Source organism: Kribbella sp. NPDC000426 (assembly GCF_040300265.1).
Classification (GTDB): Bacteria; Actinomycetota; Actinomycetes; order Propionibacteriales; family Kribbellaceae; genus Kribbella.
On the sequence record NZ_JBEPDK010000002.1, the window covers coordinates 18,986 to 38,988 of the forward strand.

Sequence of the window (20,003 nt, forward strand, 5' to 3'; positions counted from 1 at the left end):
TTGTGGCAGCAGTAGGTGCAGATCTTCCCGTCGGGCCAGTTCGCCACGAGCTCGTGGTGCTCGCCGCACCGAGCGCAGGGGCGAGGCCAGCGATCCGGGTTGCTCTGGGCGCGTGGTCTAGCCATCGCTGCTCGGGACGATCCGGACGCGGCGGGCGATCGGGTCGCCTGGCCGGACGCCGAGGTCTTCGCTGCGGCGTGGAGCGTCGGCGGTGGCCGCGGCCCGCATCTCCACGAAGGGCTCGAACAGATCCCCGGGTGTGCAGTCGAGGATGTCGCACAGGGCGGCGAAGGTCCGCGCCGGGATCCGCTCTGGGGTGCCGGTGACCAGTCGGTAGACCTGGCTCTCGGACAGGTTGATGCCGCGGGACTTGAGCAGAGCGTGCAGCTCGGTGCTCTTCCAGAGGTTGCGTTGGGCCATCAGTTGGCGCAGGTGCCACTTGAAGCCGATCCGGCGTTGTTCAGTCATGGGCGGGTCCTCCGGGTTGTCCGAGCCGGCGGGCGATCATCTGACGGACACTGCGCTGTTTGAAGTCGGCCGAGACCGACGTGTAGAGACCGGTGGTCGAGGCGTAGGCGTGGCCGACCTGCGTCTGTACGAACGCCGGGTCGTAGCCGGCCTCGATCAGATGGGTGACATAGGAGTGCCGCAGGCAGTGCAGCCCGAGCTCGTCGGGCAGCCCGGCCGCGCGACGGTAGTCCGCGAACGAGTCGCTGAGGCTGCCCAGGCAGACCCGGTGAGACCGCTCGCTGGGCCACAGCGCGCTCGAGCGCTCGGCAGTCTGAAACCGGCCGCGGCCGTCGGGACCGGTCCAGTACTCCAGCAGCGGGACGACCCAGGCGAACTCTGGGACGGTCAGCACCGTACGGCGGCGGGGTCCGGATGCGGTGGTGCCTTTGCCCCAGCGCACCGTCGCCGCGCCAAAGGGCCCGTAGTCGGGAAGGTGCGGGTTGGGGCCGAAGTCAGTGAGGTCGAGCATGGTCAGTTCTCGGCGGCGAAGGCCATAGGCGTAGCAGGTCTTGAAGGCGATCGAGTCCCGCATGGCCGGCAGCCACCGCTTCGACCCTGCGGCGTACTCGCGGTCGACGACGTCGTCGACTAGGTCGAACAGGTGCTGCAGCTCGGCTTGCGTGAACGACCGCCGCGCTGGCGGTACGGCGTCATCGGTGGTGTGGCGTGGGGTGTTCCAGTCGAAGCAGATCTGGGTCGGGATGTTGCCGAAGGTCCGTTCGCACAGGTCGCCCCACCCGTAGCCGGGGTGGGTCAGGTAGGCGCAGAACATCGACACCGCGTTGCTGTAGGAGCGCAGCGTGGTCAGGCCGATCGGCCGGCTGCGGGAGCGAAGCTCGGCGAGGAAGTCTTCGATGTCGACCGGCCGCCACGTCCACGGGTAGTCGCCGGTGAAGGCCTGGAACCGCCCGACGACCCCGGCACGAGCCTTGATCGTGTCGACCGCTAGGCCACGCGCGAGCATCTGGCTGCGCCAGCCGTCGAGGATCGCCTCGAACACTCGATCGTCGGCCCGAAACAGGCTGACATCTGGATCCCGCAGAACCCGCGGAACGAAGCCCGGAACACCGTCCACCGATCACTCCCCAGCGTGGAAACCTGCATTAAACGCAGGAAACCTACGCCGACCTGCACACTCGCAGACTGGAGCGACACACCGTCAGTTGCCGAACTCAACCACAACCCGGCCCTGACCTGCGCGCATGCCCGGATCGCGCAGGAGCGGGAGTCCTTGCATTAGATGCAACTCCCGACGATTTCCCATCGATAACGGCTGTTACCGCTGGCTGGACAGCGCGAAGGGCCACGATCGGTGGATCGTGGCCCTTCGTCTGCTGTGTCGGGTGGGCCAGGGGGTACCGGCCCCAGCGCTCGTGGGCGGATTGGCGGCTGATCCCGGCAGCAAGGCCGATGTCGGCCCAGCTGGAGCCGGCGGCGCGGGCGGCGGCGACTTCCTCGTCGAGCAGGGCGCGAGCGGCATCGACGGCCGCGGCGGCACGGCTGACACCGGCCGTGTTGGGGTCGAAGGTCACCGGCCGGTTGGGGTCGCCGTTCACATGCAGGGAGCGCCACTCCTCGCGGACGAGGCGGCCGACGACGTCGCGGTCGTCGACGAAGATGCCGACGCCATGTGGGTCGTCCAGGTCGGCGTAGATCCGGTGCTGTGACAGGTTCTCGTCGTCCTTATTGGCCACGCGTTCCCAGAACTGCCCGACCCACTGCTGTTTGCGACCGAAGTACCCGTCGTGCATCAGCCGCTCGTTCGAGACCGAGGCCGGGATGCAGTCGCACATCAGCCGCCACCCCACGACCTCGCTGACCGGGCGGTGCTCGTCCTGGCCGGTGTACTCGCCGAACTCGTCCATCAGCATGATGACTGCGCTGTCGCCGGCGAATCCGCTGGAGCGCACACCGTCGGCGAACTCCACTGCAAGGTAGCCCTCGTGCCGGGCGAGGTCGTCCGAGATCCAGCCCATCGAGTTCACATCCCATCAAGTGTCAGGATTTCCTGACACCCAGAATGTCAGGAAATCCTGACACTCGCAAGGGTTGCGGGCGTGAGCTGCTAGGCCCCTCAGAATGGTGGTTCGTCCGGCAGTACCTCCACCCAGCCCGATAGGGCGGCTGCGGGCAGGGGCAGGTTGTTCACAACGAAGAGGTCGAGGATGTCGTTGCGATCCATGAAGATGATCGACCGCCGCTGCGAGGCATCGAGTGCGTTCCCGATCCAGGCTCGGGCCTGTTTGGTAATTTCTCCGCCGGCCACGATGAACGCATGGTCGACCAGAACGCGCTTGCCGATCTCCGGGTCGAAAATCTCGTGCCCGAGCATCATCAGGGCCTGGTTGTGGATTTCGGCGACGTTCGCGTTCCCAGCGCGGGTCATGCCAGCCGCGTCGAGCTTGCCCTTCTTCGCCTGCAGGCCGAAGTAGAGAACATGCTGGGTCGGGAGCGTGAACTTCATCCAGACGTCCTTCCCGTACTCCAGGGCCTTGTCCTTGTGCCCCGTGGCAGTGACTCGGTGAAAGCCCATCTGTCGGAACAGCGGCAGCAGAACGTCCTCGATCAGCTCGTCTTCTGACGCGCCGTCCAGGTAGACACGGAGCTGCTCACGACGTTCCAGTTCGGTCGCTGAGAACGGTCGGTGCGGGTTCTGCTCCGGAGCAGTCGTGACGCTCGTGGCGACGTGCCGTAGGTAGCACTGCTTGTCCGGGGCGTAGTACGCCTCGAACCCCTCCCTGGCGAGGGAGGCGTTCAGCATCTCCAGCGCGCCGACGCGGTTCTGGTCCTCGTTGATCGCGTCCGTTGGATCCATAAGCCGCTGAATCACCCGGGCAAAGGTGAACGGAACCTTGCCTGGTCCCGGTTGCGGCTCCTCGAGGATCTTTTCGAGCGTGTCGGCCACCCAGTACTGCCGCGTCGTCCCATCGTGGGCGTAGTCGGTCTCGACGTCGCTGAAGAACTCGGTGAGGTATGAGCTGCTGCGGTACACGAAGAACGTCGACTCGGGCGGGTAGTTCCCGCAGATCATGTCGGCGATCTGCATCGCCGTCCGTCGCTTGAAGTGCATCCATCCCCCACAGAGATCTGAAGCCAGCATCACCTGGAAGCTGCATCCTCCCCCAGACAGATCCCGGTGATAACCGCCATTCTCACCGGAACCCGCCCGCCGGCGCCCCTGAAACCACGCTCAGACCGGGCCCGACACGCTCGCGCGATCCGGATCGCGATTCAGCCGTTATCACCGGCTCGCCGACGTCGCCCACCGCCGAACGGTCGGCGCCCAGCCCTACCGTGACTGTCATGCACCTGCCTACGCTGCCAATGTCGTCCTAGACCCCGGCGGCACCCTCCTGGTCGCCGGGGCGGTCGCTCGGGTATCCGTGGTGAGCCCGGTCGCGCTCGCCGACGGCGTCCTGACCGGCGAGCTTTCGCTGACCGGCCAGGTGCGCGATTTCCTGGCCGACTGCGAGTTCTCCGGCGAGGCCGCGCACACGATCCGCGCGTACCGCGGCGTCCTGGTCGGCCTCGATCGCCGACCTCGCGGTGTCGACGAGGGCCCACAAGCAGGCGAGCGTCGCGGCGTTCTGCCGCTGGGCGATCCGCCACGAGCTCGTCGTGGCGAACCCGATGGATCGCTTTGACCGGATCAGCGCCCCGGCCGGCGTCCCGCTCGAACCAGTCGCCGCTCCGTCGGCACGCTGCGCCGCTCAGTTGTCCCGCCCATCTCGGCCCATTCGCGGTGACATGGCAGGCTGGCAGGCATGTGTGGTCGATACGCCTCAGTGGCCGGTCGCGCCGATCTCCTCGAGCGTTTCGCCGTCGACGAGGGCAACGCTGACGAGCTGCGTGGCCAGGACTTCAACGTGACGTCGACGAAGGGCAACCCGGTGGTGATCGCCCGCGTTCCGCAGGACGCCGGCGAGGACGCGGAGCCGGCGCGCGAGCTCCGCGCGTTCCGTTGGGGCTTGCTGCCGTTCTGGGCGAAGGACCTGAAGGTTGGCGCGCGGATTCTCTGCACTAGTCAACTCGGGCGATGTGCGGCCGGAAGTCGCGTTTTCGTGGGCTGTTGTCGAGGACCGGTGGGCACCTGCGAACCTCGAGAATCCCGATGCCGGGTCCGGAGTGCCATCCATCTCGAGAACGTCGAGGCGATCGGCGGCGGATCGCTCGCGTGCGACGAAAAGACTGGGACCGTGCTACCGCATTCACATGTCCGTCGGTCGAGGATGTGGCTCGTTACCTCGTTGAGTGACGGCGCCCGGTTCTCGCGGCCATCGCACGCGGACCTGTACGACATCCCTCTCTTCTAGTTCGAATAGATCTTGGGTGGGCCTTAGATGTCCCTACGACTGGCGAAGGGTCCACTTCTGAGTTGCAGGCTGGCATCATCCAACAACTCGCCGGCGGCCGTTCCGGTCGCTGCCGCGCATGGCTGGGCGTTGCGCGATCAGACCGCGGCCGCAGCGCAAATTCATGAGTCAGCTGCGGAGCTGGACAATCCCCAGAGCGTTCGCTCCCGGGTCGACGATCCACGCAGCCCACGCGAAACCAAGGTCTGCGATCCCGTCGACGGTCTTCAGCCCGGGCAAGTCGTAGTCCTCGACGTCGACCCCGCGTGTCCGGAGCTCGGCCACTTCGGCCCGAAGGTCGTCGACGAACCAGGTGGCTTGAGTCTGGGTGTCCGAGGTGCCAGTCGTGCTTCTCGTGATCTCCAGCCGGGTCCCGCGACCGCAGTGGAACACGATGTCGTCCGCTCCCTCGCTCAAGATCGCCAGCCCTAGCCGCACGTGATAGAAGTCTCGCGCCGCCTCCAGGTCCTTGGCCAGCAGCACAGGATTGATCGGATAGTCGCCAAGCATGATTCGTCCTCCTTCGAGTGCCATGCTGGGGCGACCGACAGCACGGTCGCGAGAGCAGGTGCGGACCAGCATGAGTGCGTCGCCCCCTTCCGTGTCTACGGCCACTACAAAGCGTCCGCAACACCGACTCGCTGAGCGCCCGGGGCAGCTACGGGGGTCTCGCCCCGGTGGCGCACCAGCTACTGGGGCGACAGGGACCGACCAGCAGGGCACCACGGGGCCGAACCGCGCCCTGCCGAGAAGACCCCAGCGGGCCACGCTGCTGCCCCGGTATTGACTGCAGTCTGGGGTGCGGACGGCGCCGCGGCGCGACTTCGACGGCGAAGAAGCACGAGGCCCCCGGACCCAGGGCTCCCGCCCAGGACGCCACTCCATGGGGGCCGTGTGCTCACCACGCACGAAGCCGCGGAGCATCCGGCACGCGGCGTGGTCAGGTTTCGTCCATGCCGGTGACGACCCTCGTGTCGTGGGTGTCCGAGCTCGCAAGCGCGGCAGTGAGTTCGCGGCGGGAGCGGATGTTCAACTTCATGTACACGTTTCGCAGGTGCCACTCCACGGTCCGTGGGCTGAGGAACAGCCGCTCTCCGATGTCGGCGTTCGATAGGCCGTCCCGCGCGAGGCTGGCGACCTGGCGTTCCTGTGCGGTGAGTTCGTCGAACGATTCGACGTTGCGGCGGTGGACCTTCTCACCGGTCGACTCCAACTCCGAGCGGGCTCGGTCTGCGAACGCTTCCATGCCGAGGTCGGCGAACAGGTCGAACGCGGTGTGGAGTTGGTCGCGGGCCGTCAAGCGCCTGTTCTCACGGCGCAGCCACTCGCCGTAGAGCAGGTGTGCCCGGGCCAGCTCCGGCCGCAGTGGCGTCTGGGTCAATCGTTCGATGGCCTCGCAGTAGAGCTCCTCGGCCTTCGGTCCGTCGGCCGCGAGCGCCTCGCTTCGCGCCTGGATACCCTGCGCGAAGTGGGACCGGCAGAGCCGGGTGGTCCCGTCCAACCTGATCAGAGCCTTGCGTGCCAACGCCGGGTTGCCGGACCGCATCGCGCTTTCCACGAGCTCGGGCAGGATCCAGCCGAACACCCAGTGGTTCGGCGTCCCATCCAGGGCCTCGGCTGCGGCTCGAGCAGCCTCCTCGTACCGGCCCAGGCCGTTGAAGAGCACCGCAGACGCCCACCGGGCGCGGGCGGCGGTCGAGCCGTCTCCGCCGAACTGGTCGATCGCGTGCGCGATGGTGGCCGACGCCTCAGGTTCACGGCCCTGCATGGCCCGTAGCCGCAGCAGCGCGTAGGGCGGGAACCGACTTCCGGTCGCTTGCGCGACGCTGTCGAGCTCGGCGACCAGGGCCGCAGTGTCGGAGAACTCGCCTTTCCAGGCGGTGGCCATGCCCAGGTAGGTGAGGTGCACGGGCAGTGCGGCGAGTTCGCCGGCCTCCCGGACGACCTTGACGTTGCGTGTGGCGGCTGCGTACCAACCGTCGTAGTCCCAGATCGCAGCGTAGGCGCCGACAATCATCCAGCCCCACCGCAACACGTCATGGGTGGACATGGTCGCTGCGGTCTGGGTTGCCCGCGTCAGCAGCGGGTGGGCTGCCGCGTGTCCGTCGAGGGTCAGCAGGGCGAGCCCGTCCAGGAGCAGGTCGCGCGGGTTCTCGTCGGCCACTGGACTGGGCAGCGCCCGCGCTGCCTGGGAGATCTGGGGCAGGAACTCGCGTGCGGCCCGCTCTTCGCCCAAGCCGGCGGCGCCCCACGCGGTCAGGTAGGTCTCGCGCGACAGGTCCTCGTCGTACGGTTCGAGTTGGCGTGCGGCGCGCAGCAGCAGCGGTGGTGCGTCGCTCCACAGGCCCGCAGCGAACGCGACCCGGGCGCGGAGCAGGTCGCAGCGGCTGTGTTGGTAGCCGTCCATGGTCCCGGTCTCCGCGGTGGTGACCAGGTCGAGCGCCCGCTCGAAGGCGCCGGCCTTCAAGCTCGTCTCCGCGGCAGCGATGGCGCGTTCGGTCCGCAGCGTCGGGTCTTCGCTCAGCGCGACCGCCCGCTGCAGGAACGCTGCAGCAGCCGCGAGCCCACCACGCGCCCGGGCCCGGTCGGCGGACTGCTCCAACTCGGCGGCCACGTCCTCATCCGGGCCGGCCGACGCGGCGGCCCGGTGCCATGCGCGGCGGTCGGGGTCGTTCTGCTTGTTCGTCGCCTGCGCCAAGGCCAGGTGGACTGTGCGGCGGTCTTCGGCGGAGGCGGCCTGGTAGACCGCGGAGCGCGCCAGCGGGTGTCGGAAGACCACTCGGTTGTCGATGCTCAGAAGGCCCGACGCGATCGCGGAGTCCGCGGCCTCGGGTCGGATCCGCAGGCGTTCGGCAGCGTTCCACAGCAGCAGCGGGTCTCCGATCGGCTCGGCAGCGGCGATGAGCAGCAGCCGGCGCGTCTTGGCCGGCAGATCTTCCAGGCGCCGCAGGAAGCTTTCCTCGATGCGTCCTGACAGCGTGTGCTGTCCGACCAGCCCGAACCCGCCGGCCAACTGGGTGGGGGTCAGCCCGTTGGGGAGCTCGAGCAGAGCAAGCGGGTTGCCGCCGGTCTCGGCGACGATCCGGTCGCGGACCATCTCGTCGATCTTGAACGGAACGGCCGAGTCCAACAGCGCCCGGGCTTCGACGTTGCTGACACCGCGCACAACCATCTGCGGTAGGTCGGCCATCGTGTCCGGAACCGTTCGGGCCGCGAAGACGATGCCGACCCGTTCGGCCAGGAGACGGCGCGCGACAAATGCGAGCGTCGACGCCGAGTTGTAGTCCAGCCACTGGCAGTCGTCGATCACGCACAAGAGGGGTCGTTCCTCCGCCACGGCAGCGAACAGGCTCAAGGTTGCGAGGCTGACCAGGAATCGGTCCGGTGCTGCTCCGTCGCTCAGGCCGAACACGGTCGCGAGGGCGCGCCGCTGCGGGCCTGGAATGTCGTTGAGGTGGTTCAGGAGTGGCGCGCACACCTGGTGCAGGCTGGCGTAGGCCAGCTCCATCTCCGACTCGATCCCCGCCGCCCGCGTTATCGCTACGCCGTCTGCGACGCCTGTCAGGTGCCCCAGCAACGCGCTCTTGCCGATGCCGGCGTCGCCGCTGAGCACCAGGGCACGGCTCTTGCCCCGTCGGACCGCGGCAACCAGGTCGCCGAGGTAGCCGCACTCAGTCGCTCGGCCACGCAACTCGGGACCAGCCGCTACGGTTCGCACAGCCTCCACATGGATGCGGACGGCGGGCAAGGTGGAGCGTAAGAGGCTGTCGGCGGGGTTTCCGCTTGTTGGCTCTGGATCCAAGACCCGACTCCTTTCCGCGGAGGCGATAGGCGCACCCGTGTGGCAAGTCGCGGTCCAGGGCCCGAACTCCGCGGCCGCGGCTAGAGGTTCCCGGCCTTCATCTGCTCCTCGAGGTGGTCGGCCTGCCGCAACGCCAGCGCCACGATGGTCAACGTCGGGTTGGCCGCGGCGCCTGTGGTCATGACGCTGCCGTCGGAGACGAACAGGTTCGGCACGTCGTGTGCCCGCCCGTACCCGTTGACGACCCCGTCCTCGGGCCGCGCACTCATCCGTGCCGTTCCCATGTTGTGGGTGTTCGGGTACGGCGGTACGCGGAACGTCCGCGTGGATCCGACTGCCTCGTAGATGGCCTCGCCGGCCGCGTAGGCGTGTGCACGCATGGCCAGGTCGTTCGAATGATCGTCGAAGTGCACGTTCGGCACCGGCTGCCCGAACTGGTCGAGGACGTCGGTGTTGAGGGTGATGCGGTTCGTCTCCCGTGGGACGTCCTCGCCGACCAACCACATTCCGGCCATGTGGTCGTACTGCTCCATCACGGCGGCGTAGTCCCGGCCGTAGCCACCCGGGACCAGGAACGACGCCAGGAAGGCCGGGCCTAGCGACAGCGGCTCGATGTAGTAGCCGCCGACGAACCCTCGGGACGGGTCGTTGCGGGATTCGTCGGTGATGATGCCGGCCATCGTTTCGCCCCGGTACATGTGCACCGGCTGCTCGAAGGTTGCGAACACCGATCCGGTCAGGTGGCGCAGGTAGTTGCGGCCGACCTGGCCGCTGGAGTTCGCCAGTCCGTCGGGGAACTGGGACGACGCCGAGTTCAGCAGCAGGCGGGCGGTCTCGATGGCGTTCCCGGCCACGCACACCAGGCGCGCGGCCTGGACCTGCAGGTGACCGTCGAGGTCGGCATACACGACCCCAGTGACGCGCCCGGAACTGTTGTGCTCGATGCGGATCGCCATGCACCCTGGCCGCAGGTCAAGCCGGCCGGTCTTCTCCGCGAGCGGGATCTCGGCCGTCAGGGTGGACCAGTGCGCGCGGGACTTGTCGCCCTGGTAGTTGAACCCGTCCTGGATCGTGCCAGGGCGGCCAGCTCGGGGAACCGGGTTGATCGCCATGCGGCCGGTGGACACGCCGGTGTAGCCGACGCGCTTCGCCCCGTTGGCCAACACCTTGTAGTTGTTGTTCGCCGGCAGCGGCGGAATCCCGTTGGTGCGGGTCACGCCCATCCGTTCCTCGGCCTTGCCGTAGTAGGGCTCGAGGTCGGACAGCTCGATGGGCCAGTCCAGCAGACTGGTGCCCTCGATCGGGCTATGCGTCGAGAGGGTCCGGAACTCCCAGTCCTTGAGCCTCGGGCATCCGCCGGCCCAGTGCACCGTCGTGCCACCGACGGCCTTGCATGTCCACGCGGGTAATGTCGGCCAGTCGGTGGCGATCTGCCAGGATCCGGAGGTGGTGCGCGAGTCCAGCCACGCGAGCTGGGCCAGCGAGGGCCACTCGTCGTTGATAAAGTCCTCGGGCTGGTGATGCTCGCCGGCCTCAAGGAGCACCACGTTGACTCCCTTGTGGCACAGCTCGCTGGCAAGCGTGCCGCCTCCCGCGCCGGATCCGATGACGACGACCTCGGCGTCGGTCAGGGAGAAGCGGTGGGGGATGGGCTGGTCTGGGCTGTCGAAGGTCACGGTTCGTCCTCGGGGTCAGGAAGCCAGTCGAGGTCGTTGAAACCGCGGGTCAGGTAGCCGCCCTTGTCGAAGGACGGGCCTTCGTACCCGCAGAGCTCCCAGGTGCGTGTGTCGGAGTACACCTCGACTACGGCGAGGCTGCGGACGAGGTTGAAGAACTCGGTTCCCGCCTCGGATGCAACGGTGGTCAGACGCACCTCCTCAGGGAGTTCGAGAAGGTGGTCGTTGGCGGTGAGAGTGCTCAGCGCAGTGCTGATGACGGCCGCGGTGGCCGCGTCCTCGCCAGCTGCGTCGGCGAGCTTGGCCGCCACCCGCGCGTACACCTCGTCAGGCAAGGTGTCGTGCGGGTACATCGCTCGCGAGATCGACGCCACGGTCATGACAGCGTGGTCGTCCAGACGAATGGGGTCGGGCATGGTCGCTCCATCCAGGGGGTCGCTGAGCGATCAGCGACCAAATACCCCCAGGCCCTCTGGGGATGCTACTCCTCGCCCTTACGGGTGCAAAGGGGCCGCGAAACAACCAGCGAACCGCGCTCGCCGGTCCACAGCAACCGTCCGCAATCCCCGCGCTACAAGGCGAAAGCGCCCGCGGCCACGCATTCCGAGAGGGGCGGAAGGTCTAATCGTCGGCGCACCTCGGCAGGAGTGGCTCAATCGGGCGAGGCGCGCCGCCGGGCCGACCCGGGTGCCGGTGTCATGGGATGCCCGTGCTGAGCACGGGCGCATAGCCGCCACGGTCCAGACACGCTGGAAACGTCCCCCACTGCAATCCCAGTGCCATCCCAGACCGAAAGGTCCGCCATGACCGCCGAACAGTCCCGCTCAAGATCAGAGAGCCGCGCCCCTGGCTTCGAAGGCGCAACCGGGTGGCTGAACTCCACCCCACTGACCGCCCACGACCTTCTCGGGAAGGTCACCCTCGTCAACTTCTGGACCTACACCTGCGTGAACTGGCTCCGCCAGCTTCCGTACCTGCGCGCCTGGGACGCCACCTACCGCCCCCACGGCCTGGTCACCGTCGGAGTCCACACCCCCGAGTTCGGCTTCGAGCGCCGGGTGGACAACGTCGAGCTCGCGGTCCGCGAGATGGGGATCTCCTACCCGGTCGCACTCGACAGCGATTACGCCGTATGGGCCTCCTTCGCCAACCACTACTGGCCGGCGCTGTACTTCGTCGACCGCGAGGGGCGGATCAGGCACCACCACTTCGGGGAAGGCGCCTACGACCGGTCCGAGCAGGTGATTCGCGAGCTGCTCGGCGTCCACGACCTGCCCGCAGCAGCAGCCATCGAGGCTCAGGGCGCGGAGATCGCTGCGGACTGGGACCACCTGCAGTCGCCAGAGACCTACCTCGGGTCCGCGCGCAGTGACAGCTTCGCCTACCCCAGCGGCCCACGATTCGGGCAGCCGCACACACACACCGAACCCCCGCCGCTGCCGCTGAACCACTGGTCTCTGCACGGCACGTGGGCGATCGCCCAGGAGTCCTGCACCATGACTGAGGCAGCCGGGTCGCTCGTCATGCGCTTCCACGCCCGTGACCTGAACCTCGTGATGGGACCCACCGACTGCTGCGACACCGTCCACTTCCGGGTCACCCTCGACGGGCACGCGCCCGATGACGCCCACGGCGAGGACGTCGACGCCGAGGGCTTCGGCGCCGTCACCCACCAACGGCTGCACCAGCTGATCCGGCAGACCGGTCACATCGAGGACCGCACCTTCGAAATCACCTTCCTCGACCCCGCCGTGCAGGTCTTCGCCCTCACATTCGGCTGAACCCGCACCTCAGCAACGAGGAGTGACCCGCGATGGCACACCACCCAGCAAACCCCCGTGGCCGGGCCAAGAAGGCGACCACGAGCCACAGCCACACCCGGGGTCGGCGGACCCTCCCTGGGCCGGTTGCGTATGCAGTTGCCGCATACGTGATCGGCCTAGGCCTGTTCGGCTCGGTCGCACCATCCCCGCTGTACGAGACGTACATGGAGCTGTGGTCGTTCTCGACGCTGACTCTGACGCTGATCTATGCGACCTACAGTTTCGGGGTGCTGGCGACCCTGATCCTCGCCGGCAGCGTCTCTGATGATCTCGGACGCCGCCCCGTCTTGCTCGCCGCTCTCAGCGCCCTCATGGTCTCCACCTTGCTATTCATCGTCGCGAGCTCCGCCGCCTGGCTGTTCGTCGCGCGGGGCCTACAGGGCGTGGCCACCGGCGCCGCCGTCGGAACCGCCAGCGCTGCGCTGCTCGACTTCGCCGGCACGCGTGGGCCGGCCAAGGTCAGTCTCACGAACGCGGTGGTGACCACGACCGGCACCGGCCTGGGGATCCTCACCACCGCCGTGCTCGTCCAGATCGCATGGGAGCCCCAGGTCGTGCCCTACCTGATCTTCCTCGGACTGCTCGCAGCGGCAATCGTCGGGTCCTACGCGATGTCTGAACCGGTCGAGTCCACCAGGCGGTTCCGGCTCAGGCTCGAACGGCCGCACGTCCCGGCGGGCGTGCGCGGCCCGTTCATCCTCGCCAGCCTCGCAGTCATCTCGTCGTGGTCGGCCGGTGGTCTCTTCTTCTCGCTCGGACCCAGCCTGGGAACTGCGCTGTTCGAGTCGACGAACACGGTCGTCTCGGTGCTCGGCATCGTCGTACTCCTCGGCACCGCCGCGGTCGCCCAGCTCGCGTTCGGGTACACCGCACCCTGGCTGGGGGCCACCCTCGGCTCGATTGCGCTCGCGGCCGGCATCCTCGCCATTGCAGCGGCCACCCACCTCGGATCAGGTGCTACTTATCTCGTCGGATGCTCGGTCGCCGGGTTCGGCTTCGGTATCGCGTTCCTCGGCGGCCTACGCAACCTCCTCGCCGTCATCCCGCCCCCGCACCGCGCGTCGGTCATGTCTGCGTTCTACGTCGTCGCGTACGCGTCGCTGTCGATTCCCGCCGTCATCGCCGGGTTGCTGGTCAAAGACCTCGGTCTTCAGAGGACCTTCCAGATCTTCGGCGCCGTAGTGGCCGTCATCGCACTCTCTGCTGCAGTCATGGCCTGGGCGTCCCGCGGCGCGTCGGCCCGGGCTTTCCTACGCTCCGGGGACGGATCGTGAGACCCGCGCGACGCTGTCCGTGACCGGGGTGATCCATCCGGGCGCTCGGTCTACGCGACACGGTGAGCGGTGTCCTAGTCGCTGTCGGGGGGCAGGAAGTGCCGGAGGACGGCGACGAGTTCCTCGGGTCCTTGTTCGGCCACCCAGTGGCCCGTGCAGGGGATGACGGCGGCGCGGACGTGTTCGGCCGCGGGCATCATTCCCTGGGCGACCTTGTCGCCCCAGCTGAGCGAGCCGCCGATGCCCAGGACCGGGATGGTGAGTTTCGTGGTCGCGCGTTGCGCGTTCTGGTCGAGCATCTGGTCCCAGGCGCGGTAGAAGCCGAACGAGGCGCGTAGCGCGTCCTTGTCACGGTTGTAGAGGCTGATGTAGTAGTCGCGGGCGTGTGCGGGCATGTCGGTTCCGCCGCCCTGCACCTGGAACTCGTATCCGAAGAACGCGTCCGCGTGGTCGTGGACCATGTCAACGATGAGCTCGTCATCGACGCGGTTGAACGGGATGTGCCACAGCCGGTTGTTGACGGTCTCGGGGGTGAACAGCGGCGGGCCGGGTGGCACCACCCCGGGCGGTGCCGGCACCTCTGCGACCGCGAGATGGTGCACCCGGCGTGGGAAGTCGGCGGCCAGTGCGTAGGCGATCGCCAGACCAGTGTCGTGGCCGACGACCGCGAACCGCCCGTAGCCCAGCGTCGACATGAGCTCGGCCATGTCCGCGGCAAGCGTCGCAGTGTCGTACCCGGTCGCCGTCAGCTCCGTCAGGCCGATGCCGCGTTGGTCGACAGCGATCACCGTGAAGTCCCGCGCGAGGCCTGGCATCACCAGACGCCAGGCGTACCAGTTCTGCGGCCACCCGTGGATCAGCAGCAGGGGCGGGCCTTCACCCCCGACGACAACGTGCTGACGGATGCCGTTGGCCTGCACGATCCGGCTCTCGAAGGTCCAACTGAACAACGGAGGGAGCTGCGGAGCGGTCAGAACTGACCCGAACTCAGCGGCCCCAGTGCCGCTAGGAGCGCTCCCAGAGGTGTCCGCGGGCATGTTCACAGGGCCGTTCGTGGTGCCGGTCAGCACGGGGCATCTCGGGCTGTGAGCCGCGGTCACCGCCGCAGAAGGTGAGCTGGGTTGGCCTTCGCAGTGAGCGCGTGCGCACGTGTTCATTGGAAGTCCTCTCTCGACGACGACCCCGGGGATGGGCCGTCGAGATCAGGTTGGCAGCTCCAGCCGTCTCTTCCACCCGTAGTACCGCTGGCACCTACACGGGGTCGCGACCCCGGTGGACAACCCCGGGGTCACCACGGGCGCTCTTCTCCGGCCGCCTCGGCACGCTTCTTGAAACCCGGACGCAAGTCCATCCACCCAGGAGGAGCCCATGGCTACCACAGTTGACGAGCGGACCAGTGCCACAGCGGTACGACCGTTCAAGGTCGAGGTCCCGCAGGCAGACCTTGACGACCTGCGGGCCCGGATCGCCGCCACCCGATGGCCCGAGAAGGAGACCGTGGACGACCAGTCCCAGGGGCCGCAGCTCGCCACCGTGCAGGCGCTGGCGCGCTACTGGCTCGAGGAGTACGACTGGCGCAAGTGCGAGGCCAAGATCAACTCCTTCCCGCACTTCCTCACCGAGATCGACGGCCTCGACATCCACTTCATCCACGCGCGCTCGCCGCACGAGAACGCGAAGCCGCTCCTCGTCAGTCACGGGTGGCCGGGCTCGATCGTCGAGCAGCTGAAGATCATCGAGCCGCTGACCAACCCGACCAAGTACGGTGGCAGCGCCGACGACGCGTTCCACGTCATCGTCCCGTCCATGCCAGGCTACGGGTACTCCGGCAAGCCGACCGAGAAGGGCTGGGGCCCGGACCGCATTGCCGCGGCGTGGGACGTGCTGATGAAGCGCATCGGCTATGACCAGTACTTCGCGGCCGGCGGCGACTGGGGCACCATCGTCGTGGAGCTGCTGGCCGTCAACCACCCGGCCTCGGTGCTCGGCGTGCACGTCAACATGGCTGGCGTCATCCCCCCGGAGATCGACGTCCAGTTCTTCAAGAATGTCCTGGGGGCCTCCCCGGTGCTGCCCAACCTGCCCGCCGACCTCACCGACGACGAGCGCAAGTGCTGTGAGGAGCTCGACAAGGTCTGGACTGGCGGCGTCAGCTACGCCCTCCAGATGGCGGCCCGTCCGCAGGTCATTGTCGGCCAGGCCGACTCCCCGGCCGGGCTCGCCGCCTACTTGCTCGACCACGACGCCAAGAGCCTCGCGATGATTACCCGGTCGGTCAACGGCGAGCCCGAGGGCCTCACACCCAGCGACGTCCTCGACAACGTGACCCACTTCTGGTTGACGAACACCGTGGTGTCCGCCGGCCGCCTGTACGCCGAGAACACGTACTCGTTCTTCGGCGTCAAGGGCGTCACCGAGGTCCCGGTCGCCGTGAGCGTGTTCCCCGACGAGCTGTACCCGGCGCCGGAGACGTGGGCACGCAAGGCGTACCCCAAGCTCGTCCACTACAACCGGCTCCCCAAGGGCGGCCACTTCGCAGCCTGGGAGCAGCCCGAGCTGTACGTCGACGAGGTTCGGACCGGATTCCGCACGTTGCGGTAACTGCGAACCGAACACCACAACCGAACAACCCCACATGGCGCGCGCCTCGACCCGCACGCATAAGCGGGGCTGAGCGGCCCCTCCCGAGCGCCACTCACGTCGTTCAGCCCCGCACCCAGCGCACCCAGCGCACCCCAAGCAACCCCCAGCAACCCCCAGCACCCCGGTAGTCGCCGGAACGCAGCAGAACGGTTCGAGACGCCGCCGGCGCCCCCCAGACCCAAGGCCAAGGAGGTCTTGTCATGTCTCAAACGTCACCCACACCCCCACCCGACAGGTCGGACACCCCGATCACCGACATCTCTCCAAGCACGTCGACGTCCGGGGTCGCCTCGACCCGTCGAACGTTCCTGTCCCGTTCAGCCGCGGTAGCGGCCGCGGCCGCGGTGACGTCGATCGGCACCCAAGGGTTCCGCACCGCAGCGGCCGCTGTCACGCCGGCCCGCCGGACCTCAGGCGGGACGGCGGTGCGCCGGTTCCGCGTCCACGAACCCAGGAGCAAGCTCGTCGACCTCAAGAGGCGTGTCCGCGAGACCCAGTGGCCGGAGAAGGAGACCGTCGACGACCAGTCCCAGGGCCCGCAGCTCGCCACGATGCAGGCACTCGCCCACACGTGGAGCGAGCAGTACGACTGGCGGCGGTGTGAAGCCCGGATCAACTCTTTCCCGCACTACATCACCGAGATCGACGGCCTGGACTTCCATTTCATCCACGCACGCTCCAAGCACGCCAACGCGATGCCCATCGTCATCTGCCACGGCTGGCCCGGCTCGATCGTCGAGCAACTCAAGATCGTCAGCCCGCTGACCAATCCGACCGCGTACGGCGGCAGCTCCGCAGACGCGTTCCACGTCGTGGTGCCCTCGATGCCTGGCTACGGGTACTCCGGCAAGCCGACCGCGAAGGGTTGGGGCCCGGACCGGATCGGGCGTGCCTACGTCGAGCTGATGCGACGCCTGGGCTACAAAAAGTTCGTCGCCGCGGGTGGCGACTGGGGCGCGATCGTGGTCGAACTGATGGCCGTCGACGCGCCGGCGGGCCTGCTGGGCATCCACACGAACATGGCCGGCGTCGTCCCCCCGGAGATCGACTCCATGTTCCAGAAGAACCTCCTCGGAGCTGCGCCTGTGCTCCCGAACCTGCCGGCCAACCTCACCGCGGACGAGCGCATTTGCTGCGAGGAACTGGACAAAGTGTGGACCGGTGGCGTCAGCTATGCGCTGCAGATGGCCTTCCGCCCTCAGGTCATCTATGGCCAGGCCGACTCCCCGGTCGGGGTCGCGGCGTACCTGATGGACCACGACGCCAAGAGCCTGGCGATGATCACCAGGTCGATCTCCGGCGTCCGTGAGGGCCTATCGCCTTTCGACGTGCTCGACAACATCACACACTTCTGGCTGACCAACACGGTGGTGTCTGCCGGACGCTTGTACGCGGAGAACAAATTCTCGTTTTTCGGCGTCAAGGGCATCAAGAACGTCCCGGTCGCGGTGAGCGTGTTCCCCACCGAGCTCTATCCGGCCCCCGAGACGTGGGCACGGAAAGCGTTCCCGAACCTGATCCACTACAACCGGCTCCCGAAGGGCGGGCACTTCGCAGCCTGGGAGCAGCCCAAGCTCTACGTCAGCGAGGTCCGCACCGGCCTCCGATCGCTGCGCAAGAAACTCTGACCAGCAAGCACGACCGCCGGACGAAGTCCGGTGACGGTTCGACGGACACCCGCGTCGATACCGTCACCGGACTTCGCTTCGCGTAGTCACCGAAGACTGGGGCGATCCCGGCCGACCTGAGTAGAGCGGAGCGCCCCCCGGGGCGCCAGTCCTCACTGACAGGGTGGACCGTACTGCGCACTCCAATACGACATCCGTGTCGATGAGTGATCAGCAGGCAGGGAACGCGACCTGGCCGCCTGACTCGGACACCTGACCCTGGGGCCATAGCCCAGTGGTCGACCCGGGCGCTGCTTCCCGGTCGTTGGACAAGCCTGGAGGTATCCGTTAACCGCCGTACGGAGGGAGCGCAGTCATGTGGGACGCACCTGAAGAAGTCCGGAGCCGCCTCTCGCACGACCGCCCGTGTCCAGGCTGCGGCCACGCGACGCACACCTACCTCCCGTGCAGCGACACCTGCTCCTGCGACGCGGATGCGTCACCGAACGCGGATTCACTGGTCGCCTGACCGCAACGCCGACGCGTGACCGCGGAACCGCGCCTCGAGGTGTGTCTCGCTGCTCTTGGAGTCGGGCCACGGTGGGCGACCGCGTGTGTGCGAGGCGACCAACCCCGTGTTGAAGTCCGGTGCCGCCGCTGGCGCAACCGACGCGGTCGCAGGGGACCTTGGGTCACGGTCAGCCGCGTTTGCTCGAGATACGGACCTCGAGGCCGTCATTCCACCGCGAAGGGAGATGGTTCGGATGGACGAGACCGTTAAGACGGCAGTGCAGGACGACCCGGACGGACCGGTGAGCTTCGCCGGGCCCGCGCCGTCCTGGGATGCGATAGTGAACCGCCACTACGCCTTCGTGTATCGGCGGTGCCTCGTGCTCGCCCGGGACCCGCAGGATGCCGAGGACCTCGCTCAGGAGACGTTCGTCAGGGTCTTCCGGTCGTGGGCGACTTTCCGCCGCCCCGGAAACGTCGAGGCCTGGCTCAACCGCATCGCCACCAACATGTTCATCAACCTGGTCCGTCACCGCAGCCGCGCGAAGATCTACCCGTTGTTCGAGACGGATAACTCGCTCCCCGCACAGGCGACCCCTTCGGCGATCGAGCTTGTGACCGACCAGATCCTCGACACCGATATTGCTGAGGCGCTCGAGGCGGTGACTCCGAAGTTCCGCACCGTCGTTGTGCTCAACGACATCGCCGGGGTACCGCGCGACCAGATCGCCGACCTTCTCGACTTGAAGCCGGCGACGGTCAGCACCCGCTTGTACCGCGGACGTGAGCAACTGCGCGGTTCCCTCGCACACCGCCGTCGGACCGCGGGGCGACGCCGTCCAGGCCGTGCTGAGGACGCCGCGCGATGACCGACGTTACCGACCGGCCGTCTCCCGTCGACGGTGCCCCGCCGCCTAGGACGGGCCGCGCCGTCATGAGCACAGCCGGCACCAGGACGGATCGATGCGGTCGGCGACGCTACCCACCGCCGGTCCCCATGCTCCCCGCGCCCAAGCCGTACTGACTACGAGCACCGGCTGGACGTCGAGAGTCGCCGGCAGTACTGCGGCAGAAGGCGGTCGTGGCAAGAACCGGCTCCGCGAGACCCAGTGCGGCCGAGCCATCCAGCGCTCGGTCATGGTCCGCACAAGCACGAGTGATGCGTGCCAGGTCACTTGTCCCCGGCACCCCGTAGTAGGACCCAGGGGTGACACTGGGGCGTTCGACCGCGGAGCAGGGGCATGCTCATGGTGCGACCACCCGCCGCCCCTAGGAGAGGACCCGACCATGACGACTGAACCGCAGACCGCGATCCTGGCTGGAGGCTGCTTCTGGGGCGTCCAAGACCTCATCGACAAGCACCTCGGCGTCATTTCGAGCGTGGTCGGCTACACCGGCGGCGACCTCCCCAACGCGACTTACGGCAACCACCGGGGGCACGCCGAAGCCATCAAGGTCACCTTCGACTCCGACCAGCTCTCTTACCGCGAACTGCTGGAGTACTTCTTCCAGATCCACGACCCCTCGACGAAGAACCGGCAGGGCAACGACCGCGGCAGCGAGTACCGGTCCGAGATCTTCTACACCAGCGACGAGCAACGCGACGTCGCCGAGCGCACCATCGCCGACGTGGACGCGTCCGGAATCTGGCCGGGCAAGGTGGTCACGGCAGTCACCCCCGCCGGGCCCTTCTGGGACGCCGAGCCCGAGCACCAGAACTACCTGAAGCGATACCCGTCGGGATACACGTGCCACTACGAGCGGCCCAAATGGAAGCTCTCCAATGCCCGCGTTCAGTAACGTGGG

General features: G+C 67.7%; 17 protein-coding genes. 8 read left to right on the plus strand and 9 right to left on the minus strand.

Annotated elements, in window-relative coordinates:
* Positions 1-117: 117 nt before the first annotated feature.
* The 4 genes from ABT313_RS07935 to ABT313_RS07950 form a co-directional block, all read right to left on the minus strand.
* Positions 118-468 carry a helix-turn-helix domain-containing protein gene (locus ABT313_RS07935; RefSeq protein ID WP_350849957.1) on the minus strand — a complete coding sequence of 117 codons (351 nt, stop codon included), beginning with the start codon at positions 466-468 and terminating at the stop codon, positions 118-120.
* Positions 461-1,585 carry a tyrosine-type recombinase/integrase gene (locus tag ABT313_RS07940; RefSeq protein ID WP_350849959.1) on the minus strand — a complete coding sequence of 375 codons (1,125 nt, stop codon included), beginning with the start codon at positions 1,583-1,585 and terminating at the stop codon, positions 461-463. Before ABT313_RS07940 ends, ABT313_RS07935 begins: the two co-directional genes overlap by 8 nt.
* Before the next feature lie 97 nt (positions 1,586-1,682).
* Positions 1,683-2,486 (minus strand): hypothetical protein, encoded by an 804-nt coding sequence (locus ABT313_RS07945; protein ID WP_350849961.1) that lies wholly within the window; start codon positions 2,484-2,486, stop codon positions 1,683-1,685.
* Between the two features lie 98 nt (positions 2,487-2,584).
* The gene (locus tag ABT313_RS07950; RefSeq protein ID WP_350849963.1) at positions 2,585-3,580 is read right to left on the minus strand and encodes a hypothetical protein; all 996 of its coding nucleotides are present in this window, start codon (positions 3,578-3,580) and stop codon (positions 2,585-2,587) included.
* Positions 3,581-3,896: 316 nt separating this feature from the next.
* Here ABT313_RS07950 and ABT313_RS07955 point away from each other — a divergent pair, with 316 nt between their 5' ends.
* On the plus strand, positions 3,897-4,154 hold the full coding sequence (locus ABT313_RS07955) for a hypothetical protein (RefSeq protein WP_350849964.1): 258 nt from the start codon (positions 3,897-3,899) through the stop codon (positions 4,152-4,154).
* 120 nt (positions 4,155-4,274) lie between these two features.
* The gene (locus ABT313_RS07960; RefSeq protein ID WP_350849966.1) at positions 4,275-4,823 is read left to right on the plus strand and encodes an SOS response-associated peptidase family protein; all 549 of its coding nucleotides are present in this window, start codon (positions 4,275-4,277) and stop codon (positions 4,821-4,823) included.
* 168 nt (positions 4,824-4,991) lie between these two features.
* Here ABT313_RS07960 and ABT313_RS07965 read toward each other — a convergent pair whose 3' ends face one another.
* The 4 genes from ABT313_RS07965 to ABT313_RS07980 all read right to left on the minus strand — a co-directional run bounded on the left by ABT313_RS07965 (position 4,992) and on the right by ABT313_RS07980 (position 10,756).
* Positions 4,992-5,372 (minus strand): VOC family protein, encoded by a 381-nt coding sequence (locus ABT313_RS07965; protein ID WP_350849968.1) that lies wholly within the window; start codon positions 5,370-5,372, stop codon positions 4,992-4,994.
* 430 nt (positions 5,373-5,802) lie between these two features.
* Positions 5,803-8,580 carry a helix-turn-helix transcriptional regulator gene (locus ABT313_RS07970; protein WP_350849970.1) on the minus strand — a complete coding sequence of 926 codons (2,778 nt, stop codon included), beginning with the start codon at positions 8,578-8,580 and terminating at the stop codon, positions 5,803-5,805.
* A gap of 164 nt (positions 8,581-8,744) precedes the next feature.
* A complete protein-coding gene (locus ABT313_RS07975; protein WP_350849972.1) occupies positions 8,745-10,340 on the minus strand; it encodes a GMC family oxidoreductase in 1,596 nt (531 codons plus the stop codon).
* Positions 10,337-10,756, minus strand: coding sequence for a hypothetical protein (locus ABT313_RS07980; RefSeq protein ID WP_350849974.1), 420 nt, complete (start codon positions 10,754-10,756; stop codon positions 10,337-10,339). The genes ABT313_RS07975 and ABT313_RS07980 overlap by 4 nt, the downstream gene beginning before the upstream one ends.
* 387 nt (positions 10,757-11,143) lie before the next feature.
* Between ABT313_RS07980 and ABT313_RS07985 the strand changes: the two genes are divergently transcribed.
* Together ABT313_RS07985 and ABT313_RS07990 are read left to right on the plus strand one after the other, a co-directional pair.
* Positions 11,144-12,121: a redoxin domain-containing protein gene (locus tag ABT313_RS07985; RefSeq protein ID WP_350849976.1), complete on the plus strand. Its 978-nt coding sequence runs from the start codon at positions 11,144-11,146 to the stop codon at positions 12,119-12,121.
* A 32-nt stretch (positions 12,122-12,153) separates the two neighbouring features.
* Positions 12,154-13,437 carry an MFS transporter gene (locus ABT313_RS07990; RefSeq protein WP_350849978.1) on the plus strand — a complete coding sequence of 428 codons (1,284 nt, stop codon included), beginning with the start codon at positions 12,154-12,156 and terminating at the stop codon, positions 13,435-13,437.
* Positions 13,438-13,511: 74 nt separating this feature from the next.
* On the opposite strand, the gene ABT313_RS07995 is transcribed toward ABT313_RS07990, so the two are convergent.
* Positions 13,512-14,387: an alpha/beta fold hydrolase gene (locus tag ABT313_RS07995; RefSeq protein ID WP_350849980.1), complete on the minus strand. Its 876-nt coding sequence runs from the start codon at positions 14,385-14,387 to the stop codon at positions 13,512-13,514.
* A gap of 418 nt (positions 14,388-14,805) precedes the next feature.
* Between ABT313_RS07995 and ABT313_RS08000 the strand changes: the two genes are divergently transcribed.
* From ABT313_RS08000 to msrA, 4 genes are all read left to right on the plus strand, one after another.
* Entirely contained in the window at positions 14,806-16,038 is a 1,233-nt protein-coding gene (locus ABT313_RS08000) for an epoxide hydrolase family protein (protein ID WP_350849982.1), read from the plus strand.
* Positions 16,039-16,280: 242 nt separating this feature from the next.
* Positions 16,281-17,708 carry an epoxide hydrolase family protein gene (locus ABT313_RS08005; protein ID WP_350849984.1) on the plus strand — a complete coding sequence of 476 codons (1,428 nt, stop codon included), beginning with the start codon at positions 16,281-16,283 and terminating at the stop codon, positions 17,706-17,708.
* 743 nt (positions 17,709-18,451) lie between these two features.
* Positions 18,452-19,066, plus strand: coding sequence for a sigma-70 family RNA polymerase sigma factor (locus ABT313_RS08010; RefSeq protein ID WP_350849986.1), 615 nt, complete (start codon positions 18,452-18,454; stop codon positions 19,064-19,066).
* A 418-nt stretch (positions 19,067-19,484) separates the two neighbouring features.
* A complete protein-coding gene (gene msrA, locus ABT313_RS08015) occupies positions 19,485-19,997 on the plus strand; it encodes a peptide-methionine (S)-S-oxide reductase MsrA (protein WP_350849988.1) in 513 nt (170 codons plus the stop codon).
* Positions 19,998-20,003: the final 6 nt, after the last annotated feature.

Excerpts from the sequence above, each read along its gene's own strand:
- ABT313_RS07935 (WP_350849957.1), bottom strand. The coding sequence starts at position 468 with ATGACTGAACAACGCCGGATCGGCTTCAAGTGGCACCTGCGCCAACTG.
- ABT313_RS07945 (WP_350849961.1), bottom strand. The coding sequence starts at position 2,486 with ATGGGCTGGATCTCGGACGACCTCGCCCGGCACGAGGGCTACCTTGCA.
- ABT313_RS07950 (WP_350849963.1), bottom strand. The coding sequence starts at position 3,580 with ATGCACTTCAAGCGACGGACGGCGATGCAGATCGCCGACATGATCTGC.
- ABT313_RS07960 (WP_350849966.1), top strand. The coding sequence starts at position 4,275 with ATGTGTGGTCGATACGCCTCAGTGGCCGGTCGCGCCGATCTCCTCGAG.
- ABT313_RS07965 (WP_350849968.1), bottom strand. The coding sequence starts at position 5,372 with ATGCTTGGCGACTATCCGATCAATCCTGTGCTGCTGGCCAAGGACCTG.
- ABT313_RS07980 (WP_350849974.1), bottom strand. The coding sequence starts at position 10,756 with ATGCCCGACCCCATTCGTCTGGACGACCACGCTGTCATGACCGTGGCG.
- ABT313_RS07985 (WP_350849976.1), top strand. The coding sequence starts at position 11,144 with ATGACCGCCGAACAGTCCCGCTCAAGATCAGAGAGCCGCGCCCCTGGC.
- ABT313_RS07990 (WP_350849978.1), top strand. The coding sequence starts at position 12,154 with ATGGCACACCACCCAGCAAACCCCCGTGGCCGGGCCAAGAAGGCGACC.
- ABT313_RS08000 (WP_350849982.1), top strand. The coding sequence starts at position 14,806 with ATGGCTACCACAGTTGACGAGCGGACCAGTGCCACAGCGGTACGACCG.
- ABT313_RS08005 (WP_350849984.1), top strand. The coding sequence starts at position 16,281 with ATGTCTCAAACGTCACCCACACCCCCACCCGACAGGTCGGACACCCCG.
- ABT313_RS08010 (WP_350849986.1), top strand. The coding sequence starts at position 18,452 with ATGGACGAGACCGTTAAGACGGCAGTGCAGGACGACCCGGACGGACCG.
- msrA (WP_350849988.1), top strand. The coding sequence starts at position 19,485 with ATGACGACTGAACCGCAGACCGCGATCCTGGCTGGAGGCTGCTTCTGG.